This window comes from Mucilaginibacter ginkgonis (genome assembly GCF_009754905.2).
Taxonomy (GTDB): domain Bacteria; phylum Bacteroidota; class Bacteroidia; order Sphingobacteriales; family Sphingobacteriaceae; genus Mucilaginibacter; species Mucilaginibacter ginkgonis.
This window is the reverse complement of sequence record NZ_CP066775.1, coordinates 974,023-992,599: the sequence shown is the minus strand read 5'-3', so window position 1 is coordinate 992,599 and position 18,577 is coordinate 974,023. Positions and strand designations below refer to the sequence as shown.

Genomic DNA, 18,577 nt, shown 5'->3' with positions numbered 1-18,577 from the left:
ATGATTAAAGACAGATATGACAGGCAGGTAAAACTTGCAGGATTTGGTAAGGATGCACAGCAGAAATTAGCGGTGGCGAAAGTGCTGGTTGTTGGCGCAGGCGGATTGGGCGTTCCCGTTTTGCAATACCTTACCGGGATGGGCGTAGGCACCATCGGAATCATAGACGGCGACATAATAAAAGCTGACAATCTGCACAGGCAGGTTTTATACAGTGAAGAAGACATTGGACTTTTGAAGGCAGAGGTTGCAATGGAAAAACTTTTTAAGCTGAATTCGAAAGTTAAATTTAAATCTCATCTGCATTTTCTAAATACGAAAGATGCGCTCTCAACAATAAGCGAGTATAATTTCGTGATCGATGCCAGCGACAATTTTGGCACCCGGTACCTGATTAATGACGCCTGTGTGATCCTGAACAAACCTTTTGTGTACGGTGCTGTGCAGCAATTTGAAGGGCATGTAAGCGTATTTAATTACCAGGGCGGGCCTACTTATCGGTGTGTGTATCCCCACCCTCCCGCAGAAAATGAAATACCTAATTGTGATACGGCCGGAGTTTTGGGCATAGCGCCCGGCATTATTGGCTGTCAGCAAGCGTTGCAGGCCGTAAAAGTTATAACCGGTATTGGCGATAATTTAAGCGGCTATTTACAGGTCTTTGATCTGCTGCGCGACGAGCAGTACAAGATCAAACTGAAAGTAAATGCGCAAAACAAATTTATCAAAACGCTACAACCAACTTATGATACGCCGCATTGCGAATCAAGTTCTACCATTGATGTGCATGAATTATATAAAATGCATGAAGGTGGTACACCCTTCGAACTGATTGACGTACGCGAACCCAAAGAGTTTACCGCAGAGCATTTGAGTTTTTCGCGAAATGTCCCATTGGTCAATGTCAAAGCGTATTTCAGCAATAGGCAAATCGATGTTCCATTGATTTTGATATGCGAAATTGGCGGCCGAAGCGCAAGAGCGGCAGAAATCATCAAACAAATACATCCCGGAAGCCAGGTACAAAATGTTGAGGGTGGTCTCGAGTCGTGGTTCGATGAATTTGATGAGCAGTTTATTGTATATCCGGAAACATCAGTGTCCAAATGATCGATGTTGCCGAATCACTAACGCTCGTTTTAGCAGAAGCCAAAAACTTTGGCGTGGAAGAAGTACCGCTTCTTATCGCTGCCGGCCGTGTGCTTGCTGAAGATATTATTGCCGACCGCGACTATCCACCCTTTGATCGTGTCACTATGGATGGCATTGCCATAGCTTCATCAGTATTTATCGACGGCATTCGTGAGTTCAAAATGGAAGCGATCCAGGCAGCCGGGCAACCTCAGGTAACACTTACGAACAAAAAGAACTGTATTGAAGTGATGACCGGCGCTATGCTGCCAATAGGAACAGATGCTGTAATTCCGTACGAGCTTTGCGACATCAGAAGCGGGTCGGCTATTGTAAATACGGATATGGTCGCAGCTTATCAGAATGTGCATCGCCGGGGTGTAGACTCTAAGCAAGGCGAAGTTTTAATCGCGAAAGATGCGAGAATTACACCGGCGGTAATTGGCCTGTTAGCATCTTCGGGATATAATAAGGTTAAGGTCTACCATCTACCGAAAATAGCCGTTTGCGCCACAGGTGACGAACTGGTACCTGTAAAAGCCATGCCCCTTCCGCATCAGATCAGGCAGTCTAACAGTTATATGCTGACTACAGCTTTGCAGAAAGATTGCATAACTGCTTCACAATATCATTTACCCGACAATGCATTGCTGTTAAAGGAACAGCTAACTACTATTACCGCATATTATGATGTTGTATTATTATCTGGTGCAGTATCGAAGGGCAAATTCGATTATCTGCCCCGTGTCTTGAATGAGATGGGCTTTAGTGAAAAGTTCCATGGCATTGCACAGCGACCGGGCAAACCTTTCTTATTCGGTAAAATGCCAAACGGCGCTTTAATATTCGGTTTCCCGGGTAACCCGGTATCAACATATGTTTGTTACCAGTTATATTTCAGAGGTTGGCTAAATGCCTGCTTAAAGCAGCAGTCGAGACCTGCATCTGCATTTTTGAGCAAGCCTTTTACCTTCAAGCCCGATCTTACACTACACTTATTGGTGAACGCTGCCACAGAACGTGGTAAAGTAATTGCCCACCCTGTTGAAACCTCGACCTCTGGTGATCTAGTTTCGCTTGCTGCCGCCAACGCGATACTGACTTTGGCAAAAGGACGCGACGAGTTCGGTACGGATGAAGCATTTTCCCTTCATTGGTTGTAACTTAAACATTTCCATAACCCGGTTTGTATCTACCACATGCCGAACACTTCTTCAAAATTCCAGCCGATTCCCTACGCCGTTAGCTTGGCAATGACTTTAGCCATTGGCGGAGTTGCTTCCCTCTTTACCCGGCCGGAAATTGAAGGTTGGTACAGCCGGATCAACAAGCCATCGTTCACACCGCCGTCATGGGCATTCCCCATTGCCTGGACCATTCTTTATATTATGATCGCCACGGCGGCCTACCTGGTCTGGAAAAAACGTGAGCCAAGCATAGCTTACAAAAACATCCGGTCGATATATTTCACACAGTTGTTTTTCAATTTTATCTGGTCTATCGTATTCTTTGGTATGCACCAGATATTAGGCGGATTGGTGATAATCATTGTCTTATGGCTACTCATCATTTTTAATATTTTTGCCTTTGCCAGGCTAAGTAAACCCGCAGCATGGTTGTTGGTGCCTTACCTTTTATGGGTAAGCTTTGCGACTGCCTTAAACTTTAGCATCTACCTGCTAAACAACTAATATTTATTACTTTTAATCGCCGAAGGTGTACTGCACCGGCCATAGCCATGACCAAAAAACTGATCTTCACATTGATATGCCTGCTGTCGGCTGCTTATAGTTTCGCTGACACAAGCTCTTTAAAAAACTTTGTGGTTAAGGCTAATCCGTTCGCTAAGGACGAGATCGCTATAGTCGCCGCAGATACGGCCAATGAGGTTGATGAAGTCATCAGCGGCTCTTATGTGTTTTCTGTAAACGGCTTTGTAGATACGCTCAACTTTGACAAAGGCACTGCTTTTTATCACCACAAGATACAACGGTCAAGTTTTGTATACATCAAACACAGCGATGATACAGGTACCTACGGATCGCTTTTCTATCTATACAAACACGAGCATGACATCACCCCGCTTCACATCAGCTGGATCTGGCTATTGGTCATCCCGGTTGCAATTATCCTGGCAGGGTGGCTATTCAAAAAGTTTATCATCATTGCCGTTATCCTGTTCATCATCTTCCTGTACTTTAATTATCATAACGGTTTAAGCGTGCCTACTTTCTTTGAGAGTGTATTTGATGGATTAAAGCGGTTGTTTTAGAATGAACGATTACGATAAAGAAGTCGTCGAGAAATTGAACGATTTAATTTTGGCGTACGAGAGCAGTGAGAAGTGGTTTTCTTTGTTGGATCGGAAATACCCAATTGGGTTAAACAGGATTGACTGGTCAAAAGTCGATGATATACAAGAGTCGCTTTCATCTGATACTGTTGAAGGGCTTGAGAAAGTTCCGGAATTTCTTGCCGAAATTGCGCTTAAAGAAAATTTAGCGTATGACGCAGAAGTTGTTGTTTTTGGGGATGGCGTAATGGATAATGCTTACACGTTAACTTTCGCGGAGTTTGCAAAGCATTATCGATTGTTTTTCGAACTACCGCAACACACATATGTTTGGTTTAAAGGAATTGAAAAATTGCTGAATTACACATTTGAAGATGATCTTTTCTTCGGCTAATTAGACGAAACTTTATTACTCATTCTATTAAGTTAAGCATAGTGTGGGATTGCTTCGTCGTCAATACTCCTCGCAAAGACGCAGTGGGAGGTCGCAGAATAAATTTTACCTCAGAACGGCAAACCTATTCCGAAGTTCAACTGCATAAAGTTGTAGCTCTCGCCATTGAGGGCGTAATAGGCATTTTTAAACGGGCCCGGTTTAAATAGCTCATTAAAATGCCTGATGAGCACGTACTGGTCGGCTCCCTGGAATTGCGGATCTTTAAATTTAAACGCGGCATCAAACCTGAATACGAAGAAGGTAAGATCGAGCCTGAAACCTGTGCCTATACCTGCCGCCAGCGAATTATAGAAATTGCCGAATTTGAACTGCCCACCGGGGAAATCGGGCTCGTCATGTAAACGCCAAACGTTACCAAAATCGAGGAATGTTGCACCATTTAATTTCGAGCCAAAGAAGTCATGCGCTACGTTATAGCGGTATTCCAGGTTGCCTACAAATTTGATCTCGCCAAACTGGTCGAGGTATTTCAATCGCTCACGGGTAGTTATATCTGCGCCATAATACGTGCCACGGTTAAAATTGCCGGGGCCGAGGGTACGCGGTAACCATGCACGGATGTCATTGGCACCACCCACGTAAAAGTTTTTTTCAAATATCAACTGGCTGCTGTTGAATAATCCGTTATCACTTGGCGCATGGCTGCTGTTGCCATATGGTATGCCGATTCCCGGGTTGACCCTGAAGATCAGCTGCTGCTCGCCGCCTAAATGGTTGTAACGCCTGAAATCTAATTCAACTTTAGCGTATTGCGCGTAGTGCAATCCAAATATCTTACGGCCAAGGCTGTCACTGCCAGAGTGTGTCAACCTGGCTAACAGGTCGAGCGTGTTACCGCCTACATCAATAAAGCCACGGAAGTAATTGAAGCTCTCGAGCGAGCTTAATTTATTGGCATTTTGCTGATATGTGTACTGGCTTCCAGCTGTAAATATCTTTCTGCCAATTAGATAGATATAAGAAAAGCGGTTATTAGCCAACAATTGCGAATAAGCGAACGGATCAATAGTTCCTTGCGAGTACTCTATGTTTATCGGTGTGAGGCTGTGCAGTTTATTGGAAAGCTCGGCCCAGTCGTAAGTAAGAGAGTTTAAGAAACTTTCGCGCTGTACCAAGCCCTTCTGATAGAATAACTGAAAGTTGGTTGAGACCGTGGTATGCGGAACACCATATTTGCCCAGGCTTGGGAAACTCCACGGCGACACAATGCGCGGGAATACCAAACTGGCACCCAGTTTTAAATCCTGGTTTTCAATGCCGCTAGTTGTAGCCGTGTTACGCCCGTTATCAAACAACACGCTCCAGTTAGTTTTAATAATAAGCGCTTCTGCGCCTTTAAAAACGTTGCGATTTGTGAAGGTATTACCAAGGTTATAACCGTATCGACCACCGCTGAAAAGGAATTCGGCTTCTACCCTGTCGCTGAACCGCGGTAACGGGATGATGTCTATTTTTGAATCGAGCCGGTTGGTACTGTCTGCCAGCTTAGTATAAACCGGGTTGGGCACATTACGGAAAACGTTCAGTTCAGAAAGCCGCGATGTAGTTAAGTTTTGCTGGTCTATGTTATAGATGTCGCCCTTTTTGAGAAAAATATATGGCCTTACCGTTCGTGGGTTAAATTTGCCCGAAAAGTCCACAAAACGCAATTGCGAATCAACCTGTATGGTATCTGCCTTTCCCGGCGTGCGTCCGCTACTTTTGGCAATGGATACTAATGTGTTATTAACTGTATATACAGGGTGCTCATTTTTACCCGTCGGGTTATTGATGATCACACGCACGTCTACTACGCTGGAGTTAAATGTCGAATCGTAATTAAAATTGATGTACTGGCGGTAAAAGTCGAAATAACCGTTACGTTTCATTACCAGGTAAAACTGGTCGCGGTCATAAGCCAGGCTATCGGTATCAAACCGGCCTCCGGGTTGTATGTGCGAAAAGGTACTGCGTGTACGGCGGTAAAGCTGCCTTACCTTGGGGTCTTGGATACTGTCCTGCAGTTTACGGATCTTAAACAACGGCCCCTCTTTAGCGGTAAAAAATAAACTAGCCTTTTTCTTTTTTACAACGATCGAATCTGTCACCGTGGCCTTTAAATAGCCTTTGTTATTTAAAAAACGCTGTATCTGCTGGCGCGAGTACTCAACATCGTTGCTATCTAAGATGGATGGGGCTTCGCCGATGTCTTTCTTACCTTTTTTATTGAATAAAAGATATAGTTGCAGGTTGATGTAATTATTCGGCTGCTGGCTTTTATCAATGTATAGGAGCGACTCTTCGGCGAAATCATCTTCGGCTATTCCTTTTACAGAAACGTTGCGCACCAGCGCCTGGTTAGGGCCTAGCGTACGTGTAAGGCTGCACGCGGAAAGCAAAAGCACCAGGAAAATGGTTAATATTGTAAAGCGGTAACCGGCCGGCTTAAAGTATGCTCTCAAAATCACAGATCAGTTTAATAACATCTTTACAACATAAAAAATTTCGAAGGCAGCATAACTTATTTATAGTCGAAGGATTAAAATCTGTTTTAGAATTTTGCCATTCGGGCTACCAAACCCAAACTGTTTATCACACTCTGGGCTTCGGTTCAAAAATGCTGAAATTATCTAAGAATATAAACATTCTGGAAATTTCTGTTGCCGATATGGCGCGCATCAGCAGCCTAAAAACACCTCCCGGAGTATTGGCGCTAATAACAATCCCCACCCCGCTTAGTTTAAACAGCGCTTTATTAAAAAATAAATTTTCACTGGTGCTTGATGGTGTGCAAGACCCGGGCAATATGGGCACCATCATCCGCACGGCAGACTGGTTTGGTATAAAAAATGTGATCTGTTCTGAAGATACGGTTGATGTTTACAATCCAAAGGTGGTTCAGGCAACAATGGGTTCCTTATCGCGAGTTGCCGTTCATTATGCCGATTTGGAGACTGTAATTTCCAATGCACAATTACCGGTATTCGGCGCGTTACTGAACGGCAAAAGCATTTACGAAACAAATTTTGGTAGCGAAGCGATAGTCGTAATGGGAAATGAAGGAAATGGCATCAGCGAAAAGTTACAGCAAATTATTCAGCAGCCGATAACAATACCTCAGGTAGGCGAAGCTGAATCTTTGAATGTTGCCGTGGCGACTGCCATATTTTGCTCTGAGCTATACAGAAATAGCTTGAAATAAAGTTGGCTTACAAATAATAATTACTATTTTTGCAATCCCAAAAAAGGGTCGGATGGCCGAGTGGCTAGGCAGAGGTCTGCAAAACCTTTTACAGCGGTTCGAATCCGCTTCCGACCTCATTAAAAGGTATAATTAAAATATAAGACGATGAGTGTTACCCGTTTAAAAAGAAAAGACAGAAGAAATAAAACTTTTTCCCGCTTAGAAGTTCAGTTTTTAAAATTAGCTACTAACCTACAGCCTGGCAGCCGTTCTAAAGAGCCAAAAAACAGCCAGTTAGCTAAGAACAACGAAGTTTTAGCACAGCTAAGCAAGTAATTTATTACTGAAAGTTAATGATATAAATCCTGTTGGTTATTTAACCGACAGGATTTTTTTATTGATAGACCCGATCAATCCGGGGCCCTGGTAAATAAAACCAGTGTATAGTTGTATCAACGATGCACCTGCGTTCAGCTTATCTATAGCGTCCTGTGCGCTATGTATACCCCCCGCTCCTATTATTGGAAAAGAGCCGTTTGATTTTGTATGTAGGTAGCCGATTACCTGCGTAGCACGCTCTGTTAATGGTTTGCCGCTTAATCCGCCTGTTTGCTTAACAAGCCGTCCAGGCGACTTTAGCCCTTCCCTGTTTATGGTTGTGTTGGTTGCTATAATACCATCAATCTTTGTTTCGGCGACAATATCAATTATATCATCCAATTGCTCATTAGTAAGATCGGGCGCTATCTTTAGCAGCACCGGCTTACGTATGCCGTCCTTAAGATTTCGCTTTTGCAACGCCATCAAAATTTCTGTGAGTGGTTTTTTATCTTGTAAAGCACGCAAACCTGGTGTATTAGGCGAACTTACATTAACTACAAAGTAATCAACCACATCGAACAACTTATCAAAGCATTTGATGTAATCATTTACCGCATCCTCATTAGCTGTGTGCTTATTTTTGCCGATGTTGCCTCCGACAATAATGTTTTCCTGAGACGCAGGACGGCTTTTGCGCCAGATGGCTATACGCCCGGCAGCCATATCCACGCCTTTATTATTAAATCCCATCCTGTTAATAAGGCCTTCGTCCGCCGGCAGGCGAAACATTCTGGGCTTTTCGTTTCCGGGTTGCGGTAAAGGAGTAACCGTGCCGATCTCTATAAAACCGAAACCAAGGTTGGCCATTTCATTTATGTACTCTGCATTCTTATCGAAGCCTGCGGCAAGACCTACAGGATTCTTAAACTTTAAGCCGAATACTTCTCGCTCCAAACGGTCGTCATCAACTTGCCACATTGCTTTCGATAAGGCAGCGCCGCCGGGGAAGCGGTTAAATGCCTTGAGGTTGCGCGTAACAAAATGGTGCACATCCTCGGGGTCGAATTGAAAAAGCAATGGCCGTATAAGCGAATACATTACAGCGAAGATATTGATTTTTAATTTTTAGGGCCTGACATCGAAAACAATAATTACATTCGTCAAGTTCATGGTTCATTGATTATAGTTCATGGCATATTTAGACGATGCTCTAAGCCAACTATTAACTATGAACTATTAGCTATGAACCAAAAATTATGACTAATCGCAGATCTTTTATAACCACAGCAGCAACGGCAACGGTTGCCGCAGTGACCATTCCGGGGCTTATTTCATCTGCATTTGCAGAAAGCAGTGCGAAAAGCAAGATAAAACTTAATAGCGGCGACACGGTACTTTTCCAGGGTGATTCAATTACCGACTGGGGACGTGATAAAAACACGCACGACGCCAACAACTTTAACACGTTCGGCAATGGCTATGTGTTAACAGCGGCGGGCACCCTGCTAAACAAATATGCAGACAAGAACCTTAAGATCTATAACAAAGGCATTAGCGGCAATAAAGTTTATCAACTGGCGGAGCGCTGGGACGCAGATTGTCTTGATTTAAAACCAAATGTGTTGAGCATACTCATTGGTGTTAATGATTTTTGGCACACGTTAACAAATGGCTACAAAGGTACATCGCAGGTCTATGTTGCTGATTTACGCAAGCTTTTAGATCGTACAAAGCAGGTGTTACCAAATATCCAATTGATCATTGGGGAGCCTTTCGCCGTGAAAGGTGTAAAGGCGGTTGATGACAAGTGGTACCCCGCGTTTGACGAATACCGCGCAGCATCAAAACAAATAGCCGCTGACTATAACGCGGTTTTCATCCCTTACCAAACCATATTTGATAAGGCACTGTCTATTGCTCCAGGCAGCTATTGGACCATTGATGGTGTGCACCCGAGTGTGGCCGGGGCAAATTTGATGGCGCAAGCGTGGTTAGAAACTGTAAAAGGATAAAATGAAACTGCTCGCAATTATAATTGGCCTTTTTTTAGGTGCTGCCTTCTCTCAAAAGAAGCTTGACATAGATTTTATCGGTACCTGGACGGTTAAGGATGTCAACATTGACCAGACTAATAAAATGATGAAAAACCCGGGCATGATAAATATGTTTAAAGCTTCAATGTCGCGGATGGCGTTTACTTTTAAGCCAGATCACCGGGTAACCGTTACTGGTGGCAACATGCAGCAACGTAACCAAGATGCTGAGTGGACTTACGATCCGGCGTATAAGCTATTGCAAATTAAAGGCCCCGCAACGACAGATCAATATGTTTTATACTTGTTAGTAAGTAAAGACGCCAAGGGACAGGTATTTTTCAAGATGCAAAACGCGCCGGTGACATTAAAGATGAAAAAGCAATAGTCGTCTGCACTTCATCATCTGATATTCAATATTAGCTAATCATAATTTCCTTAGGGCGGCATTTCGTATCTTTGCGCCGAAATGATCGCTATAAATAACCTTACGTTTGAGATTGGTGCGCGCGCGCTGTATGATGAAGCTAACTGGCATATAAAACCCGGTGAAAAGATCGGCCTTATTGGTGCCAATGGTACCGGTAAAACCACATTGCTAAAGATCATTGTTGGCGACTACTCTCCTACGTCTGGTACGGTTTCCATGTCGAAAGACATCGCTATTGGTTATTTAAATCAGGACCTGCTTTCCTATGCTTCAGATAAGTCAATTTTGCATGTAGCGATGGAGGCATTTGAGCGTCAAAACCAGCTGCATACAGAGATTGAAAACCTGCTTAAAAAGCTGGAGACCGATTATAGCGAGGACCTTTTACACAAGCTTAGCGACAAGCAGCATGAGTTTGAAGCGCTTGACGGCTACAATATCGAATATAAAGCCCACGAGATTTTAGCAGGTCTGGGGTTTAGCGAAGAAGATACGCACCGTAAACTCGCAACATTTTCGGGCGGATGGCGGATGCGTGTAATGCTGGCCAAAATCCTTTTGCAGGCACCCGACATTTTATTACTCGATGAGCCTACCAACCACTTAGACCTGCCATCTATACAATGGCTGGAAAATTATTTGCAGGCCTTTGAAGGCGCTATCGTCATCGTATCGCACGATAGGTGGTTCTTGGATAAGGTGATAAACCGTACAGTTGAGTCGCGGCGTGGTAAGCTTACCGTTTACGCCGGCAACTACTCTTTTTACCTGGAAGAGAAAGCCATGCGTGAAGAGATACAGCATGCTGAGTATAAAAATCAACAATCGAAGATTCGCCAGGAAGAGCGTTTAATAGAACGCTTCCGCGCGGGTACCAAAGCTAAAATGGCACAATCGCGCTTGAAGCAATTGGATAAAATGGAGCGTATTGACGATGTGGACGATTACAACCCTACAGTCAATTTCAAATTCAGGTTCACAAAACAGTCGGGCCGCCATGTCTTCAACATTGAGCATTTGAGCAAGAGCTATCCCGGCTTACCTATTCTTACCAATACAGATGCTGTTATTGAAAAAGGCGACAAAATCGCGCTCATAGGCGCTAACGGTCGTGGTAAATCTACTCTATTGCGTATCGTTGCAGGTGCGGACCATGACTTTACCGGCAAAGCCGAAACAGGTTATAACGTCACCAAAACCTTTTTCGCCCAGCACCAGTTAGAGTCGCTTCATTTGGAAAATGCTATTCTGCAAGAGTTACAAGCCTTTGCGCCCAAACATACCGAAACAGAGTTGCGCTCTATTCTTGGAAGCTTTTTATTTACCGGCGACGATGTATTTAAAAAGATAAAGGTGTTGTCGGGTGGTGAAAAATCGCGTGTGGCGCTGGCCAAAGCATTAACTGCCGATGCTAACTTTTTGATACTGGATGAGCCTACCAATCACTTGGATATGCAGTCGGTTAATATATTGATACAAGCGTTGCAGCAGTATGAGGGTACATTCATTGCTGTATCGCACGACAGGTATTTCCTGGACAACATAGCGAATAAGATCTGGTTTATTGAAGATCAGCAGATAAAAGAATACCCGGGCACGTACCAGGAGTATGAGGAGTGGCTATCTAAACGTAAAAGCCAGCCTTCGGCTGCCCTTCCTGCACCTCAGCCAAAAAAAGAGGAAAAGAAAGACCCTGCCCCATCTAAGGGACAAAGCGAAGACAAGTCTAAACAAATTAAAAAGCTGAATAACGATTTGCAACGCATGGAAGACGAGATCACAACGCTGGAAAATGAAGTTAAAGACCTCGAAAATAAACTGGCCGAACCAGCAGTTTATAACGATAAAGCAAAACTTGCCGAAGTAAACGGTAATTATAGCTCTCGAAAAAACAAGCTTAAACAAACGCAGGATCAGTGGGAAACTTTAGCTGGTCAGATATTGGAATTAGAAGCGTGATAAACTTTTCCCCTTATTTATCCGATTTGTCATTGCGAGTCACGAAGCAATCCCGTCGCAAGAGTATATGCGGCGTTAGAGGCTTGCGGAAGAGGCTTCGACAGGCTCAGCCTGACATAGCTTTTTTGCTTTTTTTTATTTTAATGTTTTTCCCCTTTTTTTCATCTGCTCAGATAACCTACACAGACAAGGTTTATAAACCATCTATCAAAACAGTAGAATTTTATAACGCTAAGTCGGAAGGGTCATTCCCGGCTATCATTTTAGGCAGTAGCGAACAATTGCTATTTGACTTTGATGAACTTGGCCGCGACATCCGTAATTATACTTATACCATTGAGCATTGCGACGCGGAGTGGAATCCCTCCCGCATTTCACCCGTAGAGTACCTGCAAAGTTTCACTGAGGATCGCATCCTCGATTACCGCAACTCTATAAGCACCATCCAAAAATACGTGCATTATCAGCTGGCACTGCCAAACGGCACTATAGCGCCTAAGATATCAGGCAATTATCTGTTAAAAGTTTATGAGGACGGCGATCAGAACAAACCGGTAATTACCCGGCGGTTTTATGTGATAAATCCGCATGCCAACTTGTTTCCGCAACTGATGGTATCACCAAACGTTGCGAATAGAACCACACATCAAAAGATCAACTTCCAGATAGATGTAAACGGTGTTAGTGTGCAAAACCCTTATAGCGACATTCGCACGGTGATCATGCAAAACGGCCGCCCAGAGACCGCGACAATAAACAGTCGCCCTACTTTTATCAATGGCCTATCGTTGATGTATAATGATGTTGCTATCAATGATTTTCCCGGCGGGAATGAATTTCGTCACATCGACACCCGTTCGCTACGATTAAATTCAGAGCGGGTGCAGCGTATTTTCAGGGATACTGCAAATACTGTACTTCTTCTTACAGATCAGAACCGTGACCAAATTTCTTATGTGTTTGGGTATGATCTGAATGGAGGCTTCAGAATAATAAACCAAGAAGGCCGCGATCCGCGTTACGACGGGGATTACGCGCAGACATATTTCAATCTGGCAGCATCGGGCGCTACTAACCACCAATCTGTATACATAGTGGGTAAATTCAACGACTGGCAAGTGAATGACGCCGGCAAGATGGATTTTGACGCACAACGAGGGAGGTATTATTTCAATACGTTGTTGAAACAAGGTGTTTATGATTATCAATACGTTTTAGTTGATGCAAGCGGCAAGCCTAACTATTCGTTCTTTGAAGGCGACCATTTCGAAACAGAGAATAACTACCAGTTTTTAGTTTACTATCGTCCGCCCGGCGCCCGCTGGGAAGAGTTGATAGGTTTTAGAGAGATCAATACTACCGGCACCCGCAAATAAGAGAAGAGGTTTTACGGCATTAACCCTATCTTCGCAGATATGATCGTTAAAAAGAAATCTGCAGAAAGTTACACGGTAATGAACGAATTGGTGCTGCCCAATGACACCAATACGCTTGGCAATTTGATGGGCGGCCGCTTGATGTACTGGATGGATATCTGCGCAGGTATGGCAGCTCAAAAACATTGCAACCGCATTGTGGTTACTGCATCTGTGGATAACGTTTCTTTTAAGCAACCTATTAAATTGGGTGATAGCGTAATGATCGAGGGCAAAGTCACTCGGGCCTTCAACACATCTGTAGAAGTACGGCTCGACGTTTGGGCGCAAAACCTGCCCGCCGGAACTAAGATAAAAAGTAACGAAGCATACTTTACTTTTGTGGCCCTGGAATCAAACGGTCAACCGGTGCCGGTTCCTGAATTGGTACCCGAATCTGAAAAGGAAGTTGCATTATATGATGGAGCGCTTCGCCGCAGGCAATTGCGTTTGATACTTGGTGGCAAGATGGAACCTGCAGATGCCCACGAATTGAAAGCACTGTTTATGGCAAGCCAGGAAGATTAATATGGCAGCATCAAAAACACCAATTTACACAGCCCTCGGGGCAAATTTGCTTATCGCGCTGACTAAACTGGCTGCAGCTTTCTTTACAGGCAGCTCTGCAATGGTGTCCGAAGGGATACACTCACTTGTTGATACAAGCAATGAAATATTGTTATTATTCGGCATAAGCCGAAGCCAAAAGCCTGCCGACGAAGAACGCCCGTTTGGTTATGGCCGCGAGTTATACTTCTGGTCGTTTGTAGTATCGCTGATGTTTTTTGCGTTGGGCGGCGGTTTTTCGATCTATGAAGGCATCGAACACCTCATTCATCCCGAAGAAGTGAAAAGTCCGGTTTGGAATTACGCGGTTTTAGGTATTGCATTCGTTTTTGATGGAATTTCATTCATCACCGCGATAAAAGAATTCAATAACCAGCGTGGCAAAACGCCGTTTTGGGAAGCAGTGCGGCAAAGTAAAGACCCATCGACCTTCGTTATCTTATTTGAAGATGCTGCTGATGTGATTGGTATCGTGATCGCCTTTGTGGGTATATTTTTAGGTCAATTGTTGAATAATCCTTACTGCGACGGCATCGCGTCGATCATGATTGGCGTATTGCTAACCTCTGTCGCCATATTGCTTGTGCGCGAAAGCCGAAGCCTTTTGATGGGTGAAACTCCACCGAAGGCGGAGTTAATTGATGTTGTTGCATTGACTGAAAGCCACTCAGGCGTACAAAAAGTGGTTCATTATTTGTCAACTTACCTGGCCCCGGAAGAAGTGATCCTGGTTTTAAAAATTAATTTTAAGAACGAACTTTCAAGCACCGAAATGGCTAATGTTATCAAAGAATTGCGTGATAATGTGCAATCCAAATATGGGCATTACAAGCAGGTATTTGTTGAACCGGTATAAGAGATATTCTATTTTTCAGATAATTCCCACCTTCTCTAATTCTGCCCGCATTTCTGATTGTAGCGTTTGGGCTTCAGCGCGAGCCGCGTCTGCAAAGTCTTTTCTGTTAGACGCGTAAATAATAGACCTTGAGGCGTTGACCAGCAACCCACAGTCTTTCGTCATTCCATATTTGCAAACATCTGCAAGGCTGCCACCTTGTGCGCCAACACCGGGAACTAACAAGAAATTATCTGGCGCGTGTTTGCGGATGGCTGTAAACTCTTCGCTTTTAGTTGCGCCTACAACAAACATCAGGTTGTTAGCATTGCCCCATGTATTTGCCTTTTGTATCACTTGCTCATATAAAGTGCCCTCTGCAACTTCCAGGTATTGAAAATCCCTACTACCGACCGATGACGTTAAAGCAAGCAGTATGACCCATTTACCATGCCCTAAAAAAGGCTTTACACTATCGTTACCCATATATGGTGCAACGGTTATCGCGTCGAAACTCATACCTGTAACCGCTTCGTCGAAAAATGCCCTGGCATATTGGTCAGATGTATTGCCTATGTCGCCACGTTTAGCGTCAATGATGCTTAACGTATCTTTTGGCAGATATTTCCACGTGTCAATGAGGCTTTGCCATCCCGCCACACCCCTGCATTCATAGAACGCCGAGTTAGGTTTATAAGCCACGCAAAGATCCCGGGTGGCATCAATGATCTGCTTGTTAAACTCCAGGACAGGGTCGGTTTTGTCTAATAAAAATTCGGGGATCTTTGTAATATCTGTATCGAGCCCAACACATAGAAAAGATTTTTTCTGTTTTATCTTATCAATTAGTTGTTGGCGCGAAAGCATAGTTTTATAGATTGATTTTGCTGCCAAAAAAACTAAAAATAAACCAAAACGTTAAGCCCAATAATTATTTTCCGAATTTTTGGATTATATAAATTTTATAATTACCATTGTGCTGTTTTCCCGACGAATAAAGTTTTCTTGCATCTGAGAAACAATTGCAAATCCCGGTTTACAGAGTGATTTTGATACAAATACTTAGTTTTTGTTGCTGAGCATTTATTACGGGCGAAACTTCCTTATAACATATTTTCTTTTTTGAATTATAATTCCTCGCATGTCTGAAACAATTGAATTGAATGACAAACTCGTGTCAGAGTTACGCCAAATGGCAAAAAGTATGGGTATTGAAGGGGCCGATGAACTGCGTAAACCGCAATTGATCAGCCGCATAAATGAACAAAATACCTTGATAGAACAGGCAAGACAACAACAAGATATATTGGCAAATAACTACGCCGAAACAAATACCAAAGCAGACAACAGCGCTATAGAAGCAACTGAAGAGTCTGCAACAGATAAACCTCGCGGTAAAAGATCACGTACGCTCAAAGGTAAAAAAGACGACGTACAGGATGCACCTGTAAAGTCTACTCTTTTTGACACGGAAGACAACGGCGAACAACCTTCGCAAGGCTATGACCAGTCGTCGCAAAGTAATGAGCAGCCTTCACAAGGTTACGAGCAGCAGCCGCAAGCGGCCGCAGAATCTCAACAAGCACCGGCACAGGCAGACCAGCCGGTAGTTGAAAGACCGATACAACAACAGCAAAATAATGAGAACCGACAGCAGCGTTTTGAAAAACGCAATCAAAATCAAAATAATGGTAATGGCAATCAAAACCGTCAACAGCAACAACAGCAGCCCGACATTAACCTCGATTTTGATAATGTGATTATTAACGAGGGCGTTTTAGAGATCATGCCGGATGGTTACGGTTTCCTGCGCTCATCTGACTATAATTATTTAACCTCTCCCGATGATATTTATGTATCGCAATCGCAGATCAAGTTATTTGGTTTAAAGACCGGCGATACGGTTCGTGGCAGCATACGCCCGCCAAAAGAAGGCGAAAAATACTTCCCATTGGTGCGCGTGGAGGCTATTAACGGCCGTATACCTGCAGAGGTGCGCGACCGTGTGCCGTTTGATCACCTGACACCTTTATTTCCACAAGAACGTTTAAACTTGTTTACAGATCCGGGTAATAATTCAACCCGTATTATGGACCTGTTCTCTCCTATTGGTAAGGGCCAGCGTGGGTTAATTGTGGCGCAACCAAAAACGGGTAAAACCATGTTATTAAAGGATGTGGCCAACGCCATCGCTAAAAACCATCCTGAAGTTTACCTGATCATCTTGTTAATAGACGAACGCCCGGAAGAGGTAACCGATATGGCCCGCAGCGTGCGCGCAGAAGTAGTATCATCTACTTTCGATGAACCTGCAGAGCGCCACGTAAAAATCGCTAATATAGTATTAGAAAAAGCAAAACGCATGGTAGAGTGCGGCCATGATGTAGTTATCCTGCTGGATTCTATTACCCGTTTGGCGCGTGCTTATAATACAGTGGCACCGGCATCTGGTAAAATATTATCAGGCGGTGTAGATGCCAATGCTTTACACAAACCAAAACGTTTCTTCGGCGCGGCGCGTAATATAGAAGACGGCGGCTCACTTACTATCATCGCAACCGCCCTTACAGAAACCGGCTCTAAAATGGATGAGGTGATATTTGAAGAGTTTAAAGGTACGGGTAACATGGAGTTACAGTTAGACCGTAAACTGTCTAACAAACGTATTTTCCCTGCTATTGACCTCACGGCATCTAGCACTCGCCGCGACGACTTGTTACTGGAACGCGACACCCTGCAACGCATCTGGATCTTGCGCAACCACCTAGCAGACATGAACTCGCAAGAGAGCATGGAATTCTTACAAGCCCAAATGCGCGGCACCAAAACCAACGAGGAGTTTTTGATTTCGATGAATTCGTAAAATAGATTGTCAGCGTACTTTTTAAGCCTCCGGATTTTCCGGGGGCTTTTTTTTATTGATGATGTCGAATGATATTAAGTCGTTAGTCATTATATTCTTTATTTCATAAATCCTTAATCTATACGTGCTATATTTACCACGCGTTTGATGAAGAAGCCTGTTAAATACCACGTTCCTAATGCTATAACCTGTGCTAACCTGTTTAGCGGCTGCGTGGGTATCGTTTTTGCTTTTCAAGAAAACCTAATTTTTGCGGCATACTGCATTTTTTTAGCGGCCATCTTCGATTTCTTTGATGGTTTGGCATCGCGTGTATTAAAGTCATTCTCCGGCATTGGTAAAGACCTTGATTCGCTTGCCGATATGGTAAGTTTTGGCGTGTTGCCCTCGGTTATGCTATACGAGTTATTTTTACAGGCACCTCAAATTTCGCATGTTAGCAATTATTTAAACTTTGTGGCTTTCTTGCTGCCCGTGTTCTCGGCGTTAAGGCTAGCTAAGTTCAATACAGACGAGCGCCAGTCAGAAAATTTCATCGGCTTGCCTACCCCGGCCAATGCTATACTGATAGCTTCGTTACCTATTATCCTTCACGATCATTATTCGCTGGTGGGCACATTTATTCTTAACCCTTATGTGCTTACTATTTTTACGCTAATCATGTGCGCGCTGCTTGTTGCAGAACTGCCGCTGATGTCATTAAAATTTAAAAGCCGCGACTTGGATAAAAATGTTTTTCGCTATGTGCTGCTTTTGTTTTCGGCCATACTCATACTATTTTTTAAATTTGCTGCTGTACCGGCGGTGATACTGATATACATCGCACTTTCTGTAATTCAATTTAAGATCGCAAAATGACCAGATTTAAGGCCGAGATAGACGTAATGCCAAAAAAAGAAATTCTTGACCCTCAAGGTAAAGCAGTTACCGGCAGCATGAAAAACTTGGGCCTGCAAGCGATAGAGAACGTACGCATTGGCAAGCACATAACTCTTGAACTGGAAGCAACAGATGAAACTGCTGCGCAGGAACAGGTAGAAAAAGCGTGCAAAAGCTTATTAGCCAACCTTATTATGGAAAGCTATAGCTTTGAAGTAAGCGCTATCTAAT

The 18,577-nt window shown here is 43.6% G+C and carries 19 protein-coding genes and 1 tRNA gene; 17 read left to right on the top strand and 3 right to left on the bottom strand.

Features of this window, described 5'->3' with window-relative positions; genetic code table 11:
* The 5 genes from GO620_RS04550 to GO620_RS04530 are packed head-to-tail and all read left to right on the top strand — an operon-like array spanning nucleotide 1 to nucleotide 3,818.
* Nucleotides 1-1,110 carry a HesA/MoeB/ThiF family protein gene (locus GO620_RS04550; protein WP_157526759.1) on the top strand — a complete coding sequence of 370 codons (1,110 nt, stop codon included), beginning with the start codon at nucleotides 1-3 and terminating at the stop codon, nucleotides 1,108-1,110.
* Entirely contained in the window at nucleotides 1,107-2,294 is a 1,188-nt protein-coding gene (locus tag GO620_RS04545) for a molybdopterin molybdotransferase MoeA (protein WP_157526760.1), read from the top strand. The genes GO620_RS04550 and GO620_RS04545 overlap by 4 nt, the downstream gene beginning before the upstream one ends.
* 36 nt (nucleotides 2,295-2,330) lie before the next feature.
* Complete coding sequence (locus GO620_RS04540; RefSeq protein WP_157526761.1) at nucleotides 2,331-2,822, top strand: TspO/MBR family protein; 492 nt, start codon at nucleotides 2,331-2,333, stop codon at nucleotides 2,820-2,822.
* Between the two features lie 47 nt (nucleotides 2,823-2,869).
* Nucleotides 2,870-3,403 (top strand): hypothetical protein, encoded by a 534-nt coding sequence (locus tag GO620_RS04535; protein WP_157526762.1) that lies wholly within the window; start codon nucleotides 2,870-2,872, stop codon nucleotides 3,401-3,403.
* 1 nt (nucleotide 3,404) lies between these two features.
* On the top strand, nucleotides 3,405-3,818 hold the full coding sequence (locus GO620_RS04530; RefSeq protein ID WP_157526763.1) for a hypothetical protein: 414 nt from the start codon (nucleotides 3,405-3,407) through the stop codon (nucleotides 3,816-3,818).
* Between the two features lie 110 nt (nucleotides 3,819-3,928).
* On the opposite strand, the gene tamL is transcribed toward GO620_RS04530, so the two are convergent.
* Nucleotides 3,929-6,322, bottom strand: a complete 2,394-nt coding sequence (tamL, locus tag GO620_RS04525) for a translocation and assembly module lipoprotein TamL (protein ID WP_157526764.1) — start codon at nucleotides 6,320-6,322, stop codon at nucleotides 3,929-3,931.
* Between tamL and GO620_RS04520 the strand changes: the two genes are divergently transcribed.
* The 3 genes from GO620_RS04520 (at nucleotide 6,313) to GO620_RS04510 (ending at nucleotide 7,380) form a co-directional block, all read left to right on the top strand.
* Entirely contained in the window at nucleotides 6,313-7,062 is a 750-nt protein-coding gene (locus tag GO620_RS04520) for a TrmH family RNA methyltransferase (protein ID WP_157526765.1), read from the top strand. The two genes, tamL and GO620_RS04520, sit on opposite strands and share 10 nt — an antisense overlap.
* A 46-nt stretch (nucleotides 7,063-7,108) precedes the next feature.
* Nucleotides 7,109-7,179: transfer RNA gene (locus tag GO620_RS04515), tRNA-Cys, on the top strand.
* Between the two features lie 30 nt (nucleotides 7,180-7,209).
* Entirely contained in the window at nucleotides 7,210-7,380 is a 171-nt protein-coding gene (locus GO620_RS04510) for a spore protein (protein ID WP_157526766.1), read from the top strand.
* A gap of 36 nt (nucleotides 7,381-7,416) precedes the next feature.
* Here GO620_RS04510 and GO620_RS04505 read toward each other — a convergent pair whose 3' ends face one another.
* The gene (locus GO620_RS04505) at nucleotides 7,417-8,463 is read right to left on the bottom strand and encodes a quinone-dependent dihydroorotate dehydrogenase (protein WP_157526767.1); all 1,047 of its coding nucleotides are present in this window, start codon (nucleotides 8,461-8,463) and stop codon (nucleotides 7,417-7,419) included.
* Nucleotides 8,464-8,621: 158 nt separating this feature from the next.
* On the opposite strand from GO620_RS04505, the gene GO620_RS04500 reads away from it, so the two are divergent.
* From GO620_RS04500 to GO620_RS04475, 6 genes are all read left to right on the top strand, one after another.
* Nucleotides 8,622-9,377 carry an SGNH/GDSL hydrolase family protein gene (locus tag GO620_RS04500; protein ID WP_157526768.1) on the top strand — a complete coding sequence of 252 codons (756 nt, stop codon included), beginning with the start codon at nucleotides 8,622-8,624 and terminating at the stop codon, nucleotides 9,375-9,377.
* Nucleotide 9,378: 1 nt separating this feature from the next.
* Complete coding sequence (locus GO620_RS04495) at nucleotides 9,379-9,786, top strand: hypothetical protein (RefSeq protein WP_157526769.1); 408 nt, start codon at nucleotides 9,379-9,381, stop codon at nucleotides 9,784-9,786.
* 81 nt (nucleotides 9,787-9,867) lie between these two features.
* On the top strand, nucleotides 9,868-11,787 hold the full coding sequence (locus GO620_RS04490; RefSeq protein WP_157526770.1) for an ABC-F family ATP-binding cassette domain-containing protein: 1,920 nt from the start codon (nucleotides 9,868-9,870) through the stop codon (nucleotides 11,785-11,787).
* 143 nt (nucleotides 11,788-11,930) lie between these two features.
* On the top strand, nucleotides 11,931-13,163 hold the full coding sequence (locus GO620_RS04485; protein ID WP_157526771.1) for a type IX secretion system plug protein: 1,233 nt from the start codon (nucleotides 11,931-11,933) through the stop codon (nucleotides 13,161-13,163).
* Between the two features lie 39 nt (nucleotides 13,164-13,202).
* On the top strand, nucleotides 13,203-13,730 hold the full coding sequence (locus GO620_RS04480) for an acyl-CoA thioesterase (protein ID WP_157526772.1): 528 nt from the start codon (nucleotides 13,203-13,205) through the stop codon (nucleotides 13,728-13,730).
* Nucleotide 13,731: 1 nt separating this feature from the next.
* The gene (locus GO620_RS04475; RefSeq protein ID WP_157526773.1) at nucleotides 13,732-14,625 is read left to right on the top strand and encodes a cation diffusion facilitator family transporter; all 894 of its coding nucleotides are present in this window, start codon (nucleotides 13,732-13,734) and stop codon (nucleotides 14,623-14,625) included.
* A 15-nt stretch (nucleotides 14,626-14,640) separates the two neighbouring features.
* Here GO620_RS04475 and pyrF read toward each other — a convergent pair whose 3' ends face one another.
* Nucleotides 14,641-15,471: an orotidine-5'-phosphate decarboxylase gene (pyrF, locus tag GO620_RS04470; protein WP_157526774.1), complete on the bottom strand. Its 831-nt coding sequence runs from the start codon at nucleotides 15,469-15,471 to the stop codon at nucleotides 14,641-14,643.
* Between the two features lie 274 nt (nucleotides 15,472-15,745).
* Here pyrF and rho point away from each other — a divergent pair, with 274 nt between their 5' ends.
* The 3 genes from rho to purS all read left to right on the top strand — a co-directional run bounded on the left by rho (nucleotide 15,746) and on the right by purS (nucleotide 18,576).
* Entirely contained in the window at nucleotides 15,746-17,467 is a 1,722-nt protein-coding gene (gene rho / locus GO620_RS04465) for a transcription termination factor Rho (protein ID WP_157526775.1), read from the top strand.
* 147 nt (nucleotides 17,468-17,614) lie between these two features.
* Nucleotides 17,615-18,325 (top strand): CDP-alcohol phosphatidyltransferase family protein, encoded by a 711-nt coding sequence (locus GO620_RS04460; protein WP_157526776.1) that lies wholly within the window; start codon nucleotides 17,615-17,617, stop codon nucleotides 18,323-18,325.
* Nucleotides 18,322-18,576, top strand: coding sequence for a phosphoribosylformylglycinamidine synthase subunit PurS (gene purS, locus GO620_RS04455; protein WP_157526777.1), 255 nt, complete (start codon nucleotides 18,322-18,324; stop codon nucleotides 18,574-18,576). The genes GO620_RS04460 and purS overlap by 4 nt, the downstream gene beginning before the upstream one ends.
* Nucleotide 18,577 lies beyond the last annotated feature (1 nt).